We start from the raw sequence: 21,544 nt of genomic DNA on the forward strand, positions 1-21,544 counted from the left end.
CTAATACTTTATTTAACAATTACAACCTTTGATACTGTTTTATAATCTGTCTTACTCATTTTAATAGTTATTTTAGTTCCTTTTTTCTGAGGAGAAATATATATTTTATAGTTACCCTTATTGTCAACTACCGCAGTTTTTACTATTTGCTTTCCATTTACATAAGCTTTTACCCTTGCTCCCCTCTGACAACTTCCTGTAATCTTTGTTGAACTTCTACTAACTGAATTTACTTTTAATGCTTTACTAAATAACTTCCATACTTTTTTACTTTCACAAACAGTTGTATATCCTTTTTTACTCATCTTTAAATCAATTATAGTCTTTGATTTTTGCTTAGGAATTGTAATACTAAATGTTCCGTCAGCTTTTACTTTCACTGACTTTCCTATTTGTTTTCCCTTTACATAAGCTTTTATTGTTGCTCCTGATTGACCTTTTCCACTTATTTTTTTTGATTTAATATTTATAGTATTTAAAATAAGGTTTTTTGAGAAAATATTTAATACTGTTTTACTCTTAGAAACTGTATTATAGTTTTCTTTGCTCATTTTAACTGTTACCTTTGAATATTTCTTTTGTTTTGGAATATAAATAGTATAATTTCCTTTGCTATTTACTTTTGCTGATTTTTCTATTTGTTTTCCATCTACATAAGCTTTTATCGTCGCTCCTGATTGACCTTTTCCTGTTATCTTTGTGCTAGTTGGACTTACTAAACTCATTGTAAGTTCTTTTGTAAAATTGTACACTACCTTACTTACTTTAATTTCTTTCGATTTTTCTTTGTATCCATCTTTTGTTGCAATTATTTTTATTTTTGTATTTCCCCTTTGTTTTGGAATGGATATTGTAAAATCTCCTTTTTGATTTGATTTGCATGTCTTTCCTATTTGAGTTTTTCCTACATAAGCTTTTACTGTTGCTCCCTCTATTGTCGTTCCTTTTATTGTTGTAGAAGTGGATAATACTTCTTTTACACTTAATTTGTCTATATTTTGTAATTCATCTACCTTTATTGTTTTGTAAACACTATGAGTGTTTTCCATGCTCATTTCTACTTTTATTTCAGTTAAAGGATTTTGTCTTGGTATTGAAATACTATAAGTTCCGTCTTCTTTTACAAGTAGAGATTTTCCTATTTGCTTTTCATTAACATAAGCTTTAATTGTTGCCCCTACCTGTCCTCTACCACTTATTTCATCTGAAGTAGCTTTTATAGAATCTACAGTCAGTTCTGTTTCAAAAATATCTATTCCTTGAACTACTTTTATTTCAGTTGATTTATCATTATATCCATCTTTTGTTGCAACAATTTTTATTATAATTTTGGAACTTTGTTTTGATATAGGTATTTCAAAATCTCCATTTTTACTTGCTTTTACTGTTTCACCTATTTGTATATCGCCTACATAAGCTTTTATTGTTGCTCCTTCTATTGTTTTTCCTTTTATAACTTTGTCAGTTGATAACAATTCTTCTATATTTAATAATTCTATATCTTTTAGTTTTGAATTTTCTAAATCTGATTCTGCTTTTACAATTTTATCAAGGGTTTCTTCTGACACATAGGATTTTTCCTCTTCACTTAAATTTTCATAAGTATTTCTAATTAACTCTATTTTTTCTTTCTCATTTAGAGTAATTTTCTCTGGTAATTCTTTTATCAATGAATATACTTTCAAAGCATTCAACATATCGTCTTCATCTGCTAATCTTTCAAGAGAAATTGCGATTCTATAGTAGTCTAACATATTACAAGTATCTTTTTTACTTATGCCTGTTCCTCTTAATTCAGCAATTTTGTCTTGTGATGCTTTTAGGTTATTTCTTAATGTTGCTATTTGTGCATCTGTAAATAATTCATATGCTGCATCTTCATCTTTAGGAAGTTTTGCAAGAGTTGGATTTGCAAAAACTAAAGATTTTAAAACTTCATTTCTAGCTTCTGTTTTTGTTAGCCTATCATAATTTGATATTTGATTTATCATGTCATCTGATACGCCAATTTTTTTCAATTTTTCTATAGCACTATTTATTACTTTAGTTTTATTAGTTAGTTCAGTTCTTACTGATGCTCTTGGAAGCATGTTTTCTAACTCTTCATCATTTGGTAAGTCTAATAGGCCTATACTCAACGTTTTAAATTGATTGTTCCAAGTTCTACACTCTGACATAGCTTTATATAAACTTTCTGCTATTTCTTGTTTTTCGCCTTCTGCTGTACCATTAAAATGACCATCCATTAATTCTCCAACTATTTTTACTGTATTATTAAGAGTTTTTAGTAAAGTAGCATCATAAGTCGTTTTAAAATAATCTGTTTTTTGGTATTGATCAGTTTGAGCTAAGAAATATTGTTCTTTGAGAACACTTTCATCTATAGCATATTTAAATTTAATAGTATAAACTTGTTTACCAAATGTAACTTTACATTCTTTATTTTTTAAATCACCTAATGTTATTTTTTCATAATCATTTATTCCTGTGTATTTTTGTATTGCTTCGCGTATTTTTTTCTTTGTTGAATTGTCAGAAGTAGAGTTAATTCCAGTATAAATACCAGACATAGATATTCCATTTATCTCTAACTTATTTAACATTATAAATGCTTTTTTGGTATCTGATTGGAATCTACTTGTTATTCCACCTGACACCATTGTCTCTCTTAGTGTTTTTGAACCATCTGCTACATTTATTATTATTTCATTTGTTGATAAGTCTATATCTTTATCACTTATAAGTATTGGTGAATTAATATTTTCACTATTAATACTATAATCCATATCAAGTAAATATCTAATTTGATCTACTACTTGATATCCTTCATTCATATCAGCAACTCTTTTATCTATAATCTTTTGTCTATCCCCATACTCTCTTTGTATTGCACTTATATCTCCATCACTAATGCCTATAGTTCTAGCTTCTAGTTCTGCTTCTATATAATTTTTTAGTAATTTTTCTGCTTCTGTTTTATTTTTAATTTTTTTAGATTCTTCATCATTTGCTGGGAGTGTTTTTAGTACGTCTCTAAGTTTTTGTATTTTCCTTTTACCATTTTCACAGTTTTTTACATCCATTGTTAACTTTGTAGTAATTTTAGTTATTTCTTCTTCTGTTGAATCATTTTTATTTGCTACAGCTTTTGCTTCTTCTAAAGTTTCTAATACTGTGTTTAAAAGAGATGTTGGATATGAAGACTTGTCCATTCCTTTTACATCTTCTATGAAGGCTTTTAAAGTTTCTAATGTATATGTTTTGGCTGGTACTAAATTATTCTTTGCATCTATTATATTTTTGTATATCTCGTCAATTTTTTCTTGTGTAGAATCTTCATTATTAACTACTTTCTTTCCTACCTCTATGGCCTCACTTAGTTTTTTAAATGAGCTAGATGTATAGTAATCTTTATCTAAGTTTTCAAAAGATTTAATTTCTCTAGTTATCATTTCTTTTTTTGCATTATCTGCTGTAAATTTTATTGTATATGTTTTTCCCTTATAAGTTGTGGTAAAAGAAGTTCCTACTAAATCATATAAATATGTACTAGTTATAGGGTTTGTTATTTCTTTGCATCCACATACATAAGTCTTTTCTGATAATTTAGTAAAAGCATAAAGTAAGTTTCTCTTTCCTACTACGCTTGTAATTCCTATTCCCGGGTCACTGCCACTTGGCTCTGGTGTTATTGTAATTCCAGCTATGTTAAATTCATCTGCCTGCATAGGTGCAGGTGAACCATAGTTTAATATATATTCAACAAGATGATGCCCATCAAATATTTCTCCCATTCTTTCATTTTTTAGAACTTTCATATTGATAGTATTATTATCTTCTAAAGTAACATCTGCATAATTTCCCGAATTATCTTCTTCTCTAATAAAACCAAATATATAATCATACTCTAAAAGAATTCTATCCACTTTACCTAATGCGAAGCCGATACCTGCATAATTTGCATATCCTTCTATGGTTTCATTTTTAACTCCTACAGATTGTAATTCTTTAATTAGCTCCTTTGCCTTTGATACATTTTTTAATAATTCATCTTTATCCGTAAAATTTTCATCATCAAAACTTTTAGGTAAATGTAATAATAAAAATTTCTGTAGTTCTGACTCTAATTTACCTACATCATCAGTTTTTTCCTTGCCTTGGTCTAATTTTTCTAGGTTTTTACTACCCTCCACACTTTCTTCTCTTTTTATTGTTGATTTATTATCAACTTGTTGAGCACTAGATTTTACTGTTTGTATGTTTGTTGCAACTAACACTACTGCTAGTAATTTAGCCAAAAACTTTGGCATTTTCATATTCATCCCCCCTACAATTTTATAATCAAAAAAGGCCCACTTTTAAGTGAGCCTTCTGACTATACATTTTTAATCTTCCTGATTAAAATTATTCCTATTTTAATTTTCTATAATTTATCATTCTACAAAAAGGTTAATTTTCAAACTAATTCAATTAAAGTGTAACATAATGACTTTATTTCCGCACTATAAATATGTAAATTATTATGCGAAATCAATATTTTTTGTAGCAATAAGATCTACTCCCAAGTTTAAAATATTAGGTTTTATCACATCACCTATTTTTACAGGTGCATCAACTTTAGTATTTTTTACCTCATTCATCACATCAAATATTTTGTTTTTTGGTATGCTGTTACTTAGTCTAACGCTTACAATTTCCAAATCTCCATTTATTACTTTAACAGAAGTGGCTATATTTCTTTGAGGATTAGTTAATTCTTGATTTACATATTCTTTCCCCTTTTTACAAGTAGCCCCTTCAATTTTTATTATTTTATCATTGTCTAAGTCTACCTCTATTTCACAACCATTTGGGCAAACTATACAAGTAAATATCTTTCTCATTTTACTACCACCTTTAAATCTGATTTAGATTTTATATTCTCCCTATTAATTTTAATTTGAATCATTTCTGCTGGAATAGCTTTTTTCATTTTTATAGTTCTTACAATATTATCGTCTTGCAATATTTCTATTACAGCATTTTTAATCGGTTTTCTAACTCTCATAGATAATACAAAATCATTCTCTCCACTAATTTTTTGAGGTATTGTATGGCCTATATTATTATCTTTTATTATATTTATTTCACACTTTGGAAGCTTGTTATTATTTATATAATTTGTTACAGATGTAGCCAATCTTTCCCCTTCCAAAGAAACAAAGTCAACTAAATCATGAACATGAAGAACATTTCCTGCTACAAAAATCCCATCTACACTTGTTTCATAATTTTCATTTACAATAGGTCCCTTTGTGTTATTATCTAACTCAACTCCAGCTTTTAAAGATAATTCATTTTCTGGAATTAAGCCCACAGATAAAATTAAAGTATCACAGTCATAATTTTTTTGTGTACCTTCAATTATTTGCATATTCTCATCTACTTCACTTACGCTTATGCCTTCGATTCTTGATTTACCTTTAATCTTAGTAACAGTATGGCTTAAATACAGAGGAATATTGTAATCATCTAAACATTGAGAAATATTTCTAGGAAGTCCACTTGCATAAGGAAGTATCTCAAATACAGCTTCCACCTTTGCCCCCTCTAAAGTCATACGTCTTGCCATTATTAAACCTATATCGCCAGATCCTAAAATAATAACTTTTTTGCCTACCATAGTATTTTGTAAATTTATATAAGATTGAGCCACTCCTGCAGTATATACTCCCGCCGGTCTACTACCAGGTATACTTATGGCACCCCTAGTCCTTTCTCTGCATCCCATTGTCAAAATAACAGCTTTAGCCTCATACTCTAATAGTCCATTCTTATTTACAGCAATTACTTTTTTATCATGAGTTAAATCTATAACAGTAGTATCCACAATACACTCAATATTTTTTTGTCTTGCTTCATCAATAAACCTTTGTGCATATTCTGGCCCACTTAAAGTTTCTTTAAATCTAGTTAATCCAAAGCCATCATGAATACATTGTCGAAGGATTCCTCCTAATTTTTTCTCTCTTTCAATTATTACTATATCGTCTATTCCACATTCTTTTAGTTTTACTGCTGCTGCTAAACCTGCTGGTCCTCCACCAATTATTATCACATCTTTTTTTATAGTCATTATACTCTCACCTTCCCAACAAACATATTTGAATCTTTTCTACAGTAGAGTATTTCTTCTTCCTTTTTGTTCTTTTCTTCTTTAATTAAATTTGCTATTCTTGTTTGACAATAACCTCCTTGGCATCTTCCCATCATGGCACGAGTTCTGTATTTTATTCCTGTGACAGTATCCACTCCCAAAGGATTATTAATAGCCTCTAATATTTCAGCCTTTGTTATAGTTTCGCATCTACAGACTACTTCTCCGTAATTTTCATCTTCTTCAATCAATTTTCTTTTTATTTCTAAAGGTTGATCGTTGAAACATGTAATTCCTTTTCTATATTTATTAAAATGTGGATTTTCTTTAAGAGATTCTTTTTGTGACAATAAACTCACTACATATTTTGCAATGGGAACTGCACTTGTAAGTCCAGGTGATTCTATTCCTGTTAAGTTTATTAAATTTGGTATATCCTCTCTTAATTCTATTTTAAAGTCATCATATCCACCTTGATCTTTCCCTACTAATTTAGGTCTGATTCCTGAAAAGTTTCTTATAAAATGTTCTTTTTTAATATGAGGAAAAATCCTTCCTCCATCTTCTATTAATAGATCCATAACATCTTTTGTTACAGAATAATCATCTTTTTCATCTATATATTCGCTACTCGGTCCAATAAATACATTCCCATCAATTGAAGGCGTTAAATGTATTCCAAGCCCTCCTGCCTTAGGGTTTGGCACTGGATATGCAGGCATATTTAAAAACTGTCCTGCCTTTTGATCTAATATAAAATATTCTCCTCTACAAGGATGTATAGTGTATTCTTTAATACCCAACATTTTACCGACTTTGTCACTATTTAACCCTGCAGAGTTTATAATCCATCTAGATTTATAAGTTCCTTTATTTGTTTTAATTTCATAAATCTCTTTATCTTCACATATTTCTTTTTTTATATTCAAAACTTCATTGCCTAGGAAATAATTCACCCCATTTTCAACAGCATTTTCTGCCATGGCAATCGTATAAATAAATGGATTTAAAATACCAGTACTTGGAGAATATAGTGCAAATTCCCCTTCTATAAAAGGTGATAATTCTTTAATCCTATCTTTATTTATAATCTCTAGGCCAAAAACATTATTTGCTTCACCTTGCTCCTTCATTTGTATTAGCTTCTCTTTATCATCATGGGTAAAACCAACTACTAGTTTTCCGCTTCTTTTAAAAGGGATATCAAGTTCATTAGCAACTTCATCAAATTTTTGATTTCCTTCTACACAAAATTTTGCCATTAAAGTGCCTGGTTTGTTATTAAATCCTGCATGTAAAACCCCAGAATTTCTTCCACTAGTTTCACAGCATACATCTAACTCTTTTTCTAATACACAGGTACTTAAATTATACTTTGAAAGCTCCCTCGCAATGGAACTTCCTACAACTCCTCCTCCAATAATTGCAATGTCATATGTATTCTTCACTTTTTTCCCCCCATTTTTAACTTATTGATATAAGTGTATCACAATTTTATTTTTAGTTTTTATAGTTTGTATAATTTTTATATATTAGAAAAGTAGTTTGTTTTAATCACATTATCAATTAAATTTATTTTCCTTGATAAAACATAATATCATTACTACAATTAACTATATATTCAGATTAATTATTTTATAATTTCAAGGTGGGACAGTATATTATGAAAAGGTTCAAAAAATTTTTATTATCAATTCTAGTTGTAATATTAATTTCAGGTATTAGTATTGGTACTTTTATTGGTAATTTACTTTTTAATGTAGTGATTAGCGCCAGTTCTCCTAAAAATGCAATTTATGCTGACTATACATATAAAAGCTCTTATGATAACGAAAACTGGTTAACAAAAAAGTCTAATTATAAAGATAAATATATAACTTCTTTTGACAACTTAAAATTGCATTCATATGTAGTTAAACAACCTAAAAAAACATCAAAATGGGCTATTGTTGTTCATGGATATGGAGAAGAGGGAAAATTTATTAGTAGAAAAGCTCTCCACTTTTACGAGATGGGCTATAATGTTCTAATACCAGATTTAAGAGGTAATGGACAAAGCCAAGGAAGTTACATAGGAATGGGTTGGGATGATAGGATGGACATAATTGATTGGACTAACAGTATAATAAAGGATGACAGTAAATCTGAAATAGTACTTTACGGTACATCTATGGGCGGTGCCACTGTTTTAATGGCTTCTGGTGAAGATTTGCCATCCAACGTTAAAGCTATAATATCTGATTGTGCTTACACATGTGTATACGATATTTTTGATTATGAAATAGCAAGCTATTCTAATTCTTCCTCTTTTCCCATAATTGATTTTACTAATATGGTAACTTTAATAAGGGCTGGTTATTCTTTAAAAGATGCCTCTGCCATTGATTCAGTAAAAAAATCAAAAACGCCTATTCTTTATCTTCATGGTGATAAGGATAAATTTGTTCCTATTTCTATGATGAATGAATTGTACAATGCCACTAGCTCTGAAAAGGAAAAAGTAAGTATAAAAGATGGTCAACACAGTAATTCAGATTTGGCTCAACCTAAATTTTATTGGTCAACTATTAATGAATTTTTAAAAGAATATATTAAATATTAAATACATAAGCAAATAGCAAAAGTAAATTTCATAGTATTAAAAAGGAACTGTTATATTAATAATTAATACAACAGTTCCTTTTACTATTTATTTATATTTTCTCTTATATTCTTACCGCCATGTTGCATTTTTACCCCTGTCTCCATTTGTATATTCATATCTTTCACAGGAATATCATCATATCCATCTCCCATAATTGTTATAGGATAAACAATATTCTTAATTTTAGTTCCAGGTTTAATTACTTTAGGTAGATTATATGCGTATTCACTATGTATAATCTCAGAATCCATACCATCTTCTATAAAAAATTCATATTCACACTCATTATCTTTTAATTTATCTGATGATACAATAGTAGTAAAGCCACATAAGTCACTAAAACTTCTATTTTCATCAACAAGCTTTATTGGCTTTTTCCCCTCATATCTTAAGTCAAAGTCCATAACAGTACACTGTGATTCATCATCTTCAACATACAATCCATTATCTTTTTCTATTTTCATGACCTGAAGAGTTTCTAGCCACAATACCCACTGTAAATAGGGCTATACCAATAACTAGCTGCATAACACTCATTATTAAAATAAAATTCATTTTACCCTCCATTTATCAACCCCATTATATTTAAACTTTATAATGATATTTTTTCTAATAAATTTAAAAGTACTTCTTCTGTACCTTTTATACCATCTTCCTTACTCCTAACAAATTGTCCTTTTATATGATCATGATTTATATCTCCATGCTTAAGTACATAAGCATTATCTGTTATATCTAACATCCCCATATCCATATTAGAATCGCCTATAACAGCAAAATTTTTTATGTTTTCAATTTTGCAAATATACTCAATTGCACCTTCTTTTGTAATTCCTTTTGGTAGAAAATATATTTTTCTACCACTAATATAATGGATCCAATTTTTATTATTTAATATCCCTATATAATTATATAAGCTCATTATGTCAAATTTTTCAAAGTCAACAACTATATAAAAAAACAATTTTTCTGCTACTCTAAAATTAGTAATGCCATTTATTTTTGTATATGGATCAAATAAATCTAACATTACATCAATGGATTCAGATGATTTTTTTATTTTTTCTACTTCTTCCTGCCACCCTAACAGTGGTTTATTATTTTTTAATATACATCCTCCATTACTAGTAATTGCGTAATCAAAATTTATATTATATTTATTAAAGTTAATTCTTTCAAACTGTTCTCTTGTTCTAGTTGTTGTTGGTATAAATAAAGTATTATCATTTATTTTTTTTAAAATTTCCATTGTTTTTAAAGATACATAAGATATATCTTTATTATCTTTTTCTTCTATACATTCATAATAATTTTCATTTAAGTCTTTTAAAAATTTACTTGAGTAAATTATACTTCTATCTAAATCTGAAAAAATAACCATTTTATACATCCTTCATGTTTTTTATTATTCCACAACAACTATATCCTTTTAAAGGAACTTCTTCTATTGGAACATTTTTTTCTTTTGCAAGAACAAATATATGATCTAAGTTTTTATCATTTATATCTTTTACTAGTATTTTATATGGAATTCTTCTAAGTAAAACCCTTGTAGTTTCACCTACTCCTGGTTTTATAAAATTTATATCCTTTATGTTATATCTTTCTTTTATTATTCTAACATCTTCATCGGCAAGTCTTGTTATTATATCTTTTTGCCAATTTTTTATTTGATTTTCTATATTTTCATGTTGATTTTTAAAACAATCACAGATTGTATCAAGATATTTTATAGATTCATCATGTTTTTTTAATTCTTTGTAGTACTTAGCTCCATGAAAATCATTTTCGCCTATTATATCTTTTCTAAGTACAGTTCTGCTTATAAGACCTGAAACAGTTGAATTTAAACATGCACTTGGAATTAGAAAATCCTCCCTAACTCCATATAATCCAGAATACCCAGCAGGGTCCGCAAGTACTGCCAAAGTAGAATCAAACGCCACATTATATTTTAATCTTAAATCTTCACAAGCTTTGTCTAGTTCTTTGCAAATAGTACCTTTTCCTGTCCATCCATCTATAAATTGGATCTTTGAATTAGGATGCACTTTTAATATATGATCAATTGCATTCATATCAATTCCTTTATCTCTTATTATTGATATAGAATAATGAGGCAGGTTCATATTATGTTTTTCTTTTATGTATCTTTTAGCTAAAATTCCTATGGGAATTCCAGCCCTTGCTAAAGATACTAAAACTACATTAGATCCATTTTTCTTTACTATTTTTTCACTCATTACTCCTACTGCAAAAGCTAATTTCTCCTTTGTAGCTTTTAGTTTTTCATAATATAAATTCAAATATTTTTGACTTACATTATATTCAATAGGTATCATTTCCGAGTAATGAGTCCCACTTTGAATTTTCATTTCTCTTTCTTTATTACCTTCTTCTTTTATTAAATTAGAAATATCTTTTAATAAAAAAATCACATCATCTTTTGAATATGTGCCAAATTCCCCCATAGATCTCTCCTTTTAACAGCAAACTATATTTAATTTTTCTATTGAAGTTTGTTTAAATATATTAATTATCTCTTCAAAAACTTTTTTATCTTCGTTAAACTCTACAAATAAAAAACATTCCTTATAATCTTTTTTGTCTATATTATACAAGTAGTTTTTCACCTTTTTATTATAAAAACTACTTAACTCAAATTTAGATTTGATTGGATAGTCATTTTTATCAATATTAATTATTGGACTTCTTGTTGTTGAATAATAATATATATTTCCCTGACAATATTTTGCAAATAACATAGGTATATACATAAATTCTTCCGTTCCTAAAAATAGTACCTCATTATTTTTATCTTCTATGCTAAGCTTCTTAGACTCTCTTTTTACTATATCTTTTAACTTTTTTTGTTCTATTTTATTAAGCCCAAATCTGCCAGTATATTTCACATACATTTTTTCGCCAATATAATCATCCATATCAAGTTTTATATAATTTATTTGAAGTTTTTCATTTTTATCTTCAACATATTTATCATTTTTAATTTTAGTGTCATTTGGCTTTAAATCATTTAATTTAAATTCAAACTCACCTTTAAATAAATATACAAATTCTATGGAGCAGTTTAGATCTTTCTCCAATTTTTTTATTCTTTTTAAGTTTTCCCCTTCCACCCAGTTTAATATAGAACATATTGTATATCTTTTCTTTGGATATAATTTATGTATTTTTTTAATAAGATTTATACAAGTATTTGCTGTAGTTACTTCATCATCTACAAGTACAACTTCTTCTCCAAATTCAAAGTTTTTCATTTTATTAAAATAAAGATTATGATTAGTAGCATGAGAATGTTCCTCTAAAAAATCTAAGCTTTCAAAGTCTGCCACATTTTCCCTAGTTGTATGTAAAAATTCATAGTCATTTTCTATATAATTAAATACACTATGTCCTATGGCAGTTCCTGTCTCTGCAAAAGAAATCACAACTCCGCTAGATGGATTTCTTTTTTTATTATAAGCCTTTACTATTAATTTTCCTAAGTTGTCCATATCTTTTGCTCTGCAAGCAATATGCTTACCAAGCACTTTAGACACAAATAAAAATCTTCTTTTTTCATTATTTCTTACTCCTATTTCTAGAAAATCTTCTAGATTTAAGCCTAACACATTTTCTTTAATTTCTAAATTACAGTTAAAATTTAAGTAAGTCATTATAGTCTATCCCCTCATTTAATACTCCATATATTCTAGATAACATGATGATTTTTTTAGCCCATAATAAATGAGGATTAATTTCATTCATACGCTGCCCAGATATACTTCTACTAACACCGAATTTACTCTCTGTACTTTCTAAAATCATCTTTGCATCCATATAATCTTCATAACTTACTGTACAAAGCGCTTGTACTATTGCTACTTGATTTGGATGTATTACTGTTTTTCCAACTAATCCATGGAATTTATCTAACAATATTTCTTTAATATATTCTTCTTTAATTTTTTCATTACCTATATCATAAAATTCTGAAACACCACCGCTAATAGGTATATCTAGTTCTTCTCTAGATAAATATGTAATGATATCATTGATAAAGTTAGTACAAATAATATTTTCATATATGGAAAAGTTTTTGCTTCTTCTTATTCCAAAAATACCAAGAATATCTGTTATACCCATTCTAATATTAAGTATTCTTGATTTATGTTTAACCAAAGTATTATATAAATCTAAAAATGATTCTTCTTTACTTTCTTTATATATAAATTCTTTACTTTCAATTATAGGTAGCAAGTAAATTTTATCTAGTCTTATAGTATCTAATACTCCTATACATTTTTCTATAATAATACTATTTGCTTTTGGAACAAGAATCCCTGTTAACACTTCTTTGTTTTCATAAATAATGTTTTTTATTTTTTCTAGTTGTGTAGGGTTTTTTATTCTAATAAAAATAAGTGGTCTTTCACTATCTTTTATTTCTTTTCTTATATTGTTTAGTACTAAGGATAAATTTTGAATTGCTTCTTCCTCTCCATTTGTACCTATTGCGTCTTCTAAACATATAGCCAAGGGTCTAGAACATTTTACATTTCCCATAATATTTTTATACATCATATTATACTGTGTGGCTGGTATATATAAAAAAGCTCCTAGAGCATACTTCAATATACTTATATCTGTATTTTTATTAAATTCTTCTGGTTCTTTAAAAAATAGTCTATTTATATCTTTTTTATCTATAAAATCAAAGTATTTCAATTTTCACTCCCCCAAAAAGATAAATACAAAGAACTAACGTCCTTTGTATTTCTGTCAATTTATTTATTGTAAATTATAGATGTGTTAAGTTCTTCTAATCTCTTAGTATTATCTTTTATTGATTCTCTGTTCATAGCTTCTATTCTTAAAGTTTCTTCTATACCACTTTTAATTGTAGTATGCATTTTTTCTAAAGTTTCTATTTGTATAGAACTTGAATTTGCCATTTTAGCTATTTGTATACTTTGTGATGTTACGTTTTGAGCATTTCTTATAAGTAATTCATTTGTTTTATCATCAAGAGCTTGTAAAGATTTTGTTTGTAATTCTTGCTTCTTTAACAAAATTGCTTGAGATAAACATTGTTTAAATACTGGCAAAGTAACAACAAATGCGCTATTTATTTTTCTTATTAAACCGTAGTTATTATGTTGCATTCCTCTAAGCATTGGTATAGTTTGTATAGCTATATTTTCAGCTATTCTTAAATCATAAATCCTTTGATTTAACATGTCGTATACTTTAGTAAGTTCTTGGAAGTTAACCACATCCATTTGATTTCCACTAGTTTCTGCCAAGTTTTTAAAATGAGGTAAAATTTCATTGTCCATTTCTTCTATTGCCATTTCACCAGCTACTATGTACTTTTGAAGTTCTTCGTAGAAATTAAAGTTTTCATTTAACATAGCCCCCAATTGCTTGTTAGATGTTTGTATTTCTCTTTCATATTTTTCTAATTCTATTTGAATTTTTTCAACTTCTCCACCTAAAGTCTCATACTTTTGGAACATAAGCTCTATGGCATTACTAGCTTTTTTAAATATTTTTTGTAGAAATGATGGTTCTTTAGTTTCTTGGAAATCATCTAAATCAAATCTATCCATTATTTTAGCTAACTGTTCTATCATTTTTGAATTTTCTTCGTTCTTATTCATTTTAATAGTATTTAGTAGACTATTTGATATTCTAGCAATTCCTTCTGCTGCTGGACGCCCAAACTCAAGAATTGTATTTGGATTTTCTACTTCTATAAGAGATGTTAAAGCTTCCACTTCTCTAGATTGTCTAAGTTCTTGTTTTTTCTTATTTGTAAATTCTACTATATCAAAGTTTTCTTCAGTATTATTTACTTCTGTATTATTGATAACCTGTGGTGTGTTTTTATTATCCCTAGATAAATTATTAAGATTTATTCCCATTAAAATAATCCCCTTTTGCTAAATAATTTTTTAAATATACTTTTTTCCTCTTCTTCTTTTTCATCTAAATCAAATTGATAAATCATTTTATCCAGCCTGTGAATATCTATTACTTTAGAAGATATTACATTTTCAATGCAGTTATCTCCCCCTGGCGATAACATAATAATATCAAATCCTATTTTTGATAATAAAAGTAATAAAAATCCAATTTCTTTATTAAATACTACGGCTTCTTTCATATAAATAACTAACTTTGGATTAATTAAAGCATAATCAAAATTATTTATCATATGTACAAGTTTTTTATCCATATTTAAGACTGTAAATAAACCTTTTATCCTATCTTCTCGATTTAATTCATCAATAAATACATTACTTGCTATAATTTCTTCTACTTTTTCTAAAATCATAGTTTGCTGAGGTTTGCTTAATGTTGATATTGAATAACTTTTTTCTTGTAAAACAGATTTTTTATCGATTATTCCTTTTGAATCAAGTATAAAAGATAAGCTAAAAGCATCATTTGTAAACGGTTTAGCCAGTTGTTCAAATCCATCTTTTAAATCAATGAAATTGACATATTCTCTTGGCCCTTTTAATATTTTTACAAAGTTTCGATATTCATGTCTATCATTGTATACTCCATTTATTTTAGAAAAGAATACAGACACCTCTATGTAATTATTATCAAAATTAAAACTAGGTCTTAGCTTTAAAGGTTGGTTCCAATAAATAGATATTTCCTCCATAGTTGAAGTTAATAAAACGTTTTTTATCTTTCTATCTTGTAGCTGCCACGGCTTAATAAAGCCAGATTCATTTAATAACTCATTACTTATTCTTTGTGATGCCTGCGCACCTATAGTCATTGCTTTTTTTATAGATCCTTTATTCACCTTTTCTCCAAAAGCAACTCTCTCTTCAAAAGCAAGCATATCTTCCACATTTTCTTTTATAATTTCCTCTATTTTATATAGGTTTTTGTTTAAAACTACTATGTTACTTGATGAATTAGGATTTAGATATAATACATCGAAGCCAGCTAAATATAATATTGCTAAGAAGTATGCTTCATGTTTTTTTATTTCTCCATAAAAAATAATTTTTGGTGCATCATCTTTATTTATAGTTAAGGGTTCTACATAAGTTTTTATCCATGACATAACCTTAATAATAAAATTTTCCTTAACTCTTTCATTATTAAATTGCTTTTCTTCTTCTTTTAAAACCATATCAAATGATCTTTTTATATTGTTGTTTATTTTTTCATTTGAAATTATTCTAATGTCCATATGTTCTAAACTATTTCTATAGTTACTTAATTTGTTTTTGAAATAATTTATCATATCAAAATCACTAGGATTTGGCAAACTACTACTAAACAAGGCTATATCTTTCCTATTATCAATATTATATTTGGTTTTGAAGATTTCTAAATTATACAAATCTTCATCTTCTAATCCTATATATGAAATAAAATAATTCGTATATCCACTCGTAATTGTATAATTTTCTCTATCTATTTGGCTGGAGAATATTTTTTCAAAGACTTTAGAATCACCCATTTTATCCTCCTCAAATTTAATTATTATTTTTAATTATCCCCATCCTAAAAAAGAATGGGGATATTATTATTTTTAAGCATTTTCAATTGCTAGTTCTTCATTTTTCTCTGTTTTTGGGTTAAACAATCTTATTACTAATTTCACTATTTCATTAACTACTACTATTGATGCAGCTACTAATATTATTTTTATCCATATTTCAAAACTTAATGATACAGAGTTAAAGAAATCTTGGAATATTTGTACAAAGAAAATTTGTGCTATTCCTGTTACAGATATTATTTGTAGTGCAAGCTTATTCTTTGTGAAGTTTGGTATTATACTATCACTTCCAAACTCCCTACAGTTAAATGCATTAAATAAAGCCAAGAATGCAAATAATGAGAACATTACTGTTTCATTTTCTTCTGCTGTTACATTTAATATATTAAATGTAGATTGTGCAAGTAATAAACCTGTTATAAATAATGCATTTAAAATTATTGTTCTTATCATTGATTTAGATATTATATTAGCATTTCTGTTTACAGGTTTTCTATTTAAAACAAAATCTCTTACTGGCTCTAATCCAAGAGCTAATGCTGGAGGCCCATCCATTATTATGTTTACCCACAATAATTGTATAGTTGTAAATGGCATTTCTTGACCTAACACTTGAGATATTATTGCTATTAAGAAAGCAACCACGTTTACTGTTAATTGGAATTGAACGAATCTTTGGAAGTTATCGTATATTCCTCTACCCCATTTTATACCTTTAACAATTGTTGAGAAACTATCGTCAGTTAATATAATATCTGCAGCATTTTTAGAAACTTCTGTTCCAGATATACCCATTGCTATACCAACGTCTGCTTTAGATAAAGCTGGAGCATCATTTATTCCATCTCCTGTAACTGCAACTACTTCGTTGTTATATTGTAGCGCTGATACTATTCTCATTTTGCTGTCTGGTTTACTTCTAGCAACTATAGATATTGTTTTTATTTCTTCTCTTAATTCTTCATCACTTAATGTGTCGATATAAGAAGCTTCAACAGCTCTCATATTATTTTTTAATAATCCTAATTCTTCACCAATTGCTTTTGCTGTGATTATGTTGTCGCCTGTAAGCATTTTTACAGCAACACCAGCATGATTAGCTACTTTTACTGATTCAACAACATCTGGTCTAAGTGGGTCTCTTATACCTACAAATCCACTAAATACTAAGTTGTTTTCTTCTAAAGATATATCTATCGTTTCATTTTCAAGTGTTAAAGCTACTTCAGCCTCTTCAGCACCTGATGAAATTTGCTTATAAGCAAATCCTAAAGTTCTCATTGATTTAACTTGTAGTTTTTCTATTTCTTTTAATATATCTGTTTTTATTTCTTCAGTTATAGGTATTATGTTTTCACCTTTTTGAACAAAATTACATAAATCTAATAGAACTTCTGGTGCCCCTTTAGTTAACAATAGATAAGAATCACCATTTGCAACTAATGAGCTCATTCTTTTTGTATCTGAAGTAAATGGTTTTTGAGATGTTACATCTGCATTACTTCTTATTTTTCTATAATCTTTGTCTTTATTATATAAAAGCAGAGCACATTCTGTTGCACTACCTAAATATTTGACTTCTCCATCACTATGTTCAATGTCAGCTGTAGAGTTTATTAAACAGTTTTCTTCAAAGAAACTATTTGTATTTCTATCATTTCCCTCTATATATCTTCCATCTACATATGCTACTTCTACAGTCATTCTATTTTGAGTTAATGTTCCTGTTTTATCTGAACATATTACTGAAACAGAACCTATAGTCTCACAAGCTTCTTTTTTAGTAACTAAGGCATTTATTTTAGCCATTTTTTGCATAGTTATTGCTAATGTCATATTTATCATAGTTGGCAAACCTTCCGGTACTGCTGCAACTATCAAGGCAACACATACTGTAAATGCAGTTTTAGCTGGTCCTATTGATTCTAAGAATGGCATAAATCCTGACATATCAACATTTAATGTATTATTCATAACCATTTTGAAAATCATAAATATAAATAGTAAACCTGCTATTCCACTAGAAACTTTGGCAATCATGGCACCAAGATTTCCAAGCTTTAACTGCAGTGGTGTTTCTTCATCTTCATCACTTAGGTTTTGAGCAATTCTACCCATTTCACTATTATCACCAATAGACGTAACTACCATAGTTCCTCTACCATAGGCAACTAGTGTACCACCAAATACCATATTTATTTGTTTAGCAGGTATAGGCTCTTGCTCTATTGTTTGACCTTTTGATTCTATTTTTTCCATTGGTATTGTAATATCTGCATTTTTAGATACGTCATCAGACTCTCCAGTTAACATATCTTCTCTAACTTTTAAGTTTACAGATTCTATTAGTCTTCCATCTGCTGGAACCATGTCTCCTGTTTCAATATAAACTATATCTCCAGGAAGTAATTCATTTTTAGAAATTTGTTGTACTTTTCCGTCTCTAAGTACTTTAACTTCTATATTTTCTGTTAGTTTTGAAAGTGCCTCTGCTGCTTTTTTAGATTTACCTTCTGTAACCATTCCTATTCCTACACCTATAGCTATGGCACATATTATACCTATAGCATCATGTGTTTCACCAACAACTGCACTTATTATTGCTGCTGCAATTAATATTACTATCATTGGTTCACTTAAAGCTTCCTTTAAGTCATCAAAAAAACTACCTTCTTCTTTTGGCGTAAACTCGTTGAAACCATATTTATTTCTTCTAGAATCAATCTCTTTTGACTCTATTCCTGTTTCTACGGTAACCGCTAGTTCTTTTAGTACTTTGTCTTGTTTTTCATTAAAAAATTTCATTTTTTATACCCCATATGCACATTCTACTCTTGCTAAATTCTCTCTTATATCTCTTAAAGATGTATCTCTAGTTCCTTCTCCTATTGCAGAGAATTTCCAAGTATCTTTATATCTATATATTGTTCCTACTATAAGAGCTGTCTTATCACTATAGTCATCTGTTAAATTATATTTTGCTATTTCTTTATTTGTCTCTCTATCTACAACTCTGATAAAGGCATTTTTTATCATACCAAAATGTTGTCTTCTACTTACGCAATCATAAATATTAACTACAAATAAAAGTTTATCAACGTTAGATGGTATTTTATTTAAGTTCACTAAAATTTGTTCATCGTCACCATCGCCATCTCCAGTTAAGTTATCACCTGTATGAACAACAGATTTACAAGTACTTTTTAAATTTCCAAAATAAATTAAGTCTTTACTGCTATTCATTTGTCCTTTTTCATTTAGCATAAATACTGATGCATCACAATCCACATCTGCTGCTCCTGCGCCAAATAAACTACTTAAGAACCCTCCTCCTTTTTGAGAAACTGGGTCCCACCCAAGCCCAACTAACAAAGAACTAAGTCCTGGATTAGATTTCTTTAAATCTATTTTTTCTCCTTTTTTCAAACTAATTGACATAAACATTTCCCCCTATTTTATACATTTAATCCATAATTTTTACATAGAGCCTCTAGGCCACCTTCAAACCCTGACCCTACTGCGCTAAATTTCCATTCACCATTGTATTTGTATAATTCACATGCTACTATGGCAGTTTCTATACTAAACTCTTCTCCAAGATCATATCTTAGTATTTCTTCTTCATTTTCAGAATTTAAAACTCTTATGTATGAATTACTTACTTGTCCAAAATTTTGTCTTCTTTCTTTAGCTTCATAAATTGTTACGGCAACAGCTATTTTTTGTATATGATTAGGCATTAATTTTAAATCAACTAAGATTTCTTCATCATCGCCATCACCTTCTCCAGTTCTGTTGTCACCTAAATGCTCTACTGCTCCAGATATATGTTTTAAATTATTATAGAATACAAAATCTTCATCTCTTTCTACTCTACCTGATTCTCCTACCATGAATATACTTACATCTAAATCATAGTCGTAACCACTATCAAAACTGTTAATATCCCATCCTAATCCTAATTTAATATTTTTTAATCCTGGATTTCCTTTTGTAAGATTAATTTTTTCTCCCTTTTTTAAAGTTATTCCCATTATATAACCTCCATATTAACTAATATATTTTATATGTCTAATAAATATCTTTCTATAAATTAATACCAAAGTTTTTGCATAAAGCTTCTAATCCACCTTCAAATCCTGATCCTAGTGCATTAAATTTCCATTCTCCATTATGTCTATATATTTCAGCTACAACTACTGCTGTTTCTATACTAAAGTCTTCTCCAAGGTCAAATTTTAATAATTCTTCATTATTATCTTTATTGATAACTCTAATATATGAGTTACTTACTTGACCAAAGTTTTGTCTTCTTTCCATTGCCTCATGAATTGTTACAGTAAAAGCAATTTTATTTATATTTTCTGGAACTAATGATAAGTTTAATAATATTTCTTCATCATCTCCATCGCCTTCACCAGTTCTATTATCTCCTACATACTCCACTGCTCCTAAAGAATGCTTTGGATTATTATAAAATATAAAATCAGTATCTTGTGTTACTTTGTCATTACTTCCTAATAGAAATGCTGATGCATCTAAATCAAAGTCAAATCCACCATCATATTTATTAGTATCCCATCCCAAACCTACCATAATATTTTTTAGTCCTGGATTTCCTTTTGTTAAGCTAACTTTTTGGCCTTTCGCTAATGTTATTCCCATAATCTCTACCCCTTTCATTTAGTAAGTAATACCAATATTATTATACCATTGGTATTAAGTTATTTGAAATAATTTAGGAATTTTTATCAGTTTTTTCTAAAAAAGTAATAATAAAGAGAAATAAAAATATTTTTATTATTTCTCAACTTTTTTTAATGATTGAGATAAAATATATCCTGAAAGAGCAAAAAGTACTAAAGTTAAACTATTTAATATGGTGAATTTTAAGTATATAAAATAAGAAGAAATAGATATCATAGCAAAAATAAATATTATAACAAACCTATAATTCAGTAACTTCCATTTTCCATCTTTCTTAAATTCATCATAAATATCTTTAAACCCTATCCAAAAACCTAAAATTATATATCCACTAAATTCTACTAACATTATTAAATAGTCATATATAGAATCATAAGAAGTTTGTTTTAAATCAATACAAATTTCACTTAACTCACCCATAGCTAATACAATTAGTACTCCTATAAGAAAATATAAAGTGTTAATCATTATATTTCTATTTTTCATATTATCCCTCCCATTTAATAAAATTTTATATAGA

Annotated in this window: 17 protein-coding genes; 1 reads left to right on the forward strand and 16 read right to left on the reverse strand. The window is 28.0% G+C overall.

The genetic code is table 11. The features are described 5' to 3' along the window. Positions 1-8: 8 nt before the first annotated feature. The 4 genes from JW646_RS05135 to JW646_RS05150 all read right to left on the reverse strand — a co-directional run bounded on the left by JW646_RS05135 (position 9) and on the right by JW646_RS05150 (position 7,584). On the reverse strand, positions 9-4,316 hold the full coding sequence (locus JW646_RS05135) for an Ig-like domain-containing protein (RefSeq protein WP_228416827.1): 4,308 nt from the start codon (positions 4,314-4,316) through the stop codon (positions 9-11). Between the two features lie 204 nt (positions 4,317-4,520). Next, positions 4,521-4,883 (reverse strand): DUF1667 domain-containing protein, encoded by a 363-nt coding sequence (locus tag JW646_RS05140; protein WP_148558373.1) that lies wholly within the window; start codon positions 4,881-4,883, stop codon positions 4,521-4,523. Next, entirely contained in the window at positions 4,880-6,115 is a 1,236-nt protein-coding gene (locus JW646_RS05145; RefSeq protein WP_331478062.1) for an NAD(P)/FAD-dependent oxidoreductase, read from the reverse strand. Before JW646_RS05145 ends, JW646_RS05140 begins: the two co-directional genes overlap by 4 nt. Then, positions 6,115-7,584: an NAD(P)/FAD-dependent oxidoreductase gene (locus tag JW646_RS05150; protein ID WP_148558372.1), complete on the reverse strand. Its 1,470-nt coding sequence runs from the start codon at positions 7,582-7,584 to the stop codon at positions 6,115-6,117. Before JW646_RS05150 ends, JW646_RS05145 begins: the two co-directional genes overlap by 1 nt. A gap of 215 nt (positions 7,585-7,799) precedes the next feature. On the opposite strand from JW646_RS05150, the gene JW646_RS05155 reads away from it, so the two are divergent. Continuing rightward, on the forward strand, positions 7,800-8,738 hold the full coding sequence (locus JW646_RS05155) for an alpha/beta hydrolase (RefSeq protein ID WP_228416828.1): 939 nt from the start codon (positions 7,800-7,802) through the stop codon (positions 8,736-8,738). 83 nt (positions 8,739-8,821) lie between these two features. Here JW646_RS05155 and JW646_RS05160 read toward each other — a convergent pair whose 3' ends face one another. From JW646_RS05160 to JW646_RS05215, 12 genes are all read right to left on the reverse strand, one after another. Then, positions 8,822-9,244 carry a hypothetical protein gene (locus tag JW646_RS05160; RefSeq protein ID WP_148558371.1) on the reverse strand — a complete coding sequence of 141 codons (423 nt, stop codon included), beginning with the start codon at positions 9,242-9,244 and terminating at the stop codon, positions 8,822-8,824. A 128-nt stretch (positions 9,245-9,372) separates the two neighbouring features. After that, a complete protein-coding gene (locus tag JW646_RS05165; RefSeq protein ID WP_228416829.1) occupies positions 9,373-10,161 on the reverse strand; it encodes an HAD hydrolase family protein in 789 nt (262 codons plus the stop codon). Position 10,162: 1 nt separating this feature from the next. After that, positions 10,163-11,251: a cysteine protease StiP family protein gene (locus JW646_RS05170; RefSeq protein WP_148558369.1), complete on the reverse strand. Its 1,089-nt coding sequence runs from the start codon at positions 11,249-11,251 to the stop codon at positions 10,163-10,165. A 12-nt stretch (positions 11,252-11,263) separates the two neighbouring features. Next, complete coding sequence (locus tag JW646_RS05175; protein WP_148558368.1) at positions 11,264-12,457, reverse strand: phosphoribosyltransferase family protein; 1,194 nt, start codon at positions 12,455-12,457, stop codon at positions 11,264-11,266. Then, positions 12,438-13,508: an HpcH/HpaI aldolase/citrate lyase family protein gene (locus tag JW646_RS05180; RefSeq protein WP_228416830.1), complete on the reverse strand. Its 1,071-nt coding sequence runs from the start codon at positions 13,506-13,508 to the stop codon at positions 12,438-12,440. The genes JW646_RS05175 and JW646_RS05180 overlap by 20 nt, the downstream gene beginning before the upstream one ends. Before the next feature lie 59 nt (positions 13,509-13,567). Beyond that, complete coding sequence (locus JW646_RS05185; protein ID WP_074920117.1) at positions 13,568-14,707, reverse strand: toxic anion resistance protein; 1,140 nt, start codon at positions 14,705-14,707, stop codon at positions 13,568-13,570. Continuing rightward, positions 14,707-16,275, reverse strand: coding sequence for a YceG family protein (locus tag JW646_RS05190; protein WP_228416831.1), 1,569 nt, complete (start codon positions 16,273-16,275; stop codon positions 14,707-14,709). The genes JW646_RS05185 and JW646_RS05190 overlap by 1 nt, the downstream gene beginning before the upstream one ends. A gap of 72 nt (positions 16,276-16,347) precedes the next feature. Continuing rightward, a complete protein-coding gene (locus JW646_RS05195; protein WP_228416832.1) occupies positions 16,348-19,122 on the reverse strand; it encodes a calcium-translocating P-type ATPase, PMCA-type in 2,775 nt (924 codons plus the stop codon). A 3-nt stretch (positions 19,123-19,125) separates the two neighbouring features. Further along, positions 19,126-19,755: a TerD family protein gene (locus tag JW646_RS05200; protein WP_074920114.1), complete on the reverse strand. Its 630-nt coding sequence runs from the start codon at positions 19,753-19,755 to the stop codon at positions 19,126-19,128. A gap of 17 nt (positions 19,756-19,772) precedes the next feature. After that, the gene (locus JW646_RS05205; protein WP_074920113.1) at positions 19,773-20,351 is read right to left on the reverse strand and encodes a TerD family protein; all 579 of its coding nucleotides are present in this window, start codon (positions 20,349-20,351) and stop codon (positions 19,773-19,775) included. 52 nt (positions 20,352-20,403) lie between these two features. Next, positions 20,404-20,982, reverse strand: a complete 579-nt coding sequence (locus JW646_RS05210; protein WP_074920112.1) for a TerD family protein — start codon at positions 20,980-20,982, stop codon at positions 20,404-20,406. A gap of 135 nt (positions 20,983-21,117) precedes the next feature. Further along, positions 21,118-21,510 (reverse strand): hypothetical protein, encoded by a 393-nt coding sequence (locus JW646_RS05215; protein WP_074920111.1) that lies wholly within the window; start codon positions 21,508-21,510, stop codon positions 21,118-21,120. Positions 21,511-21,544 lie beyond the last annotated feature (34 nt).

It is taken from the genome of Terrisporobacter hibernicus (assembly GCF_020809405.1).
Classification (GTDB): Bacteria; Bacillota; Clostridia; order Peptostreptococcales; family Peptostreptococcaceae; genus Terrisporobacter; species Terrisporobacter petrolearius.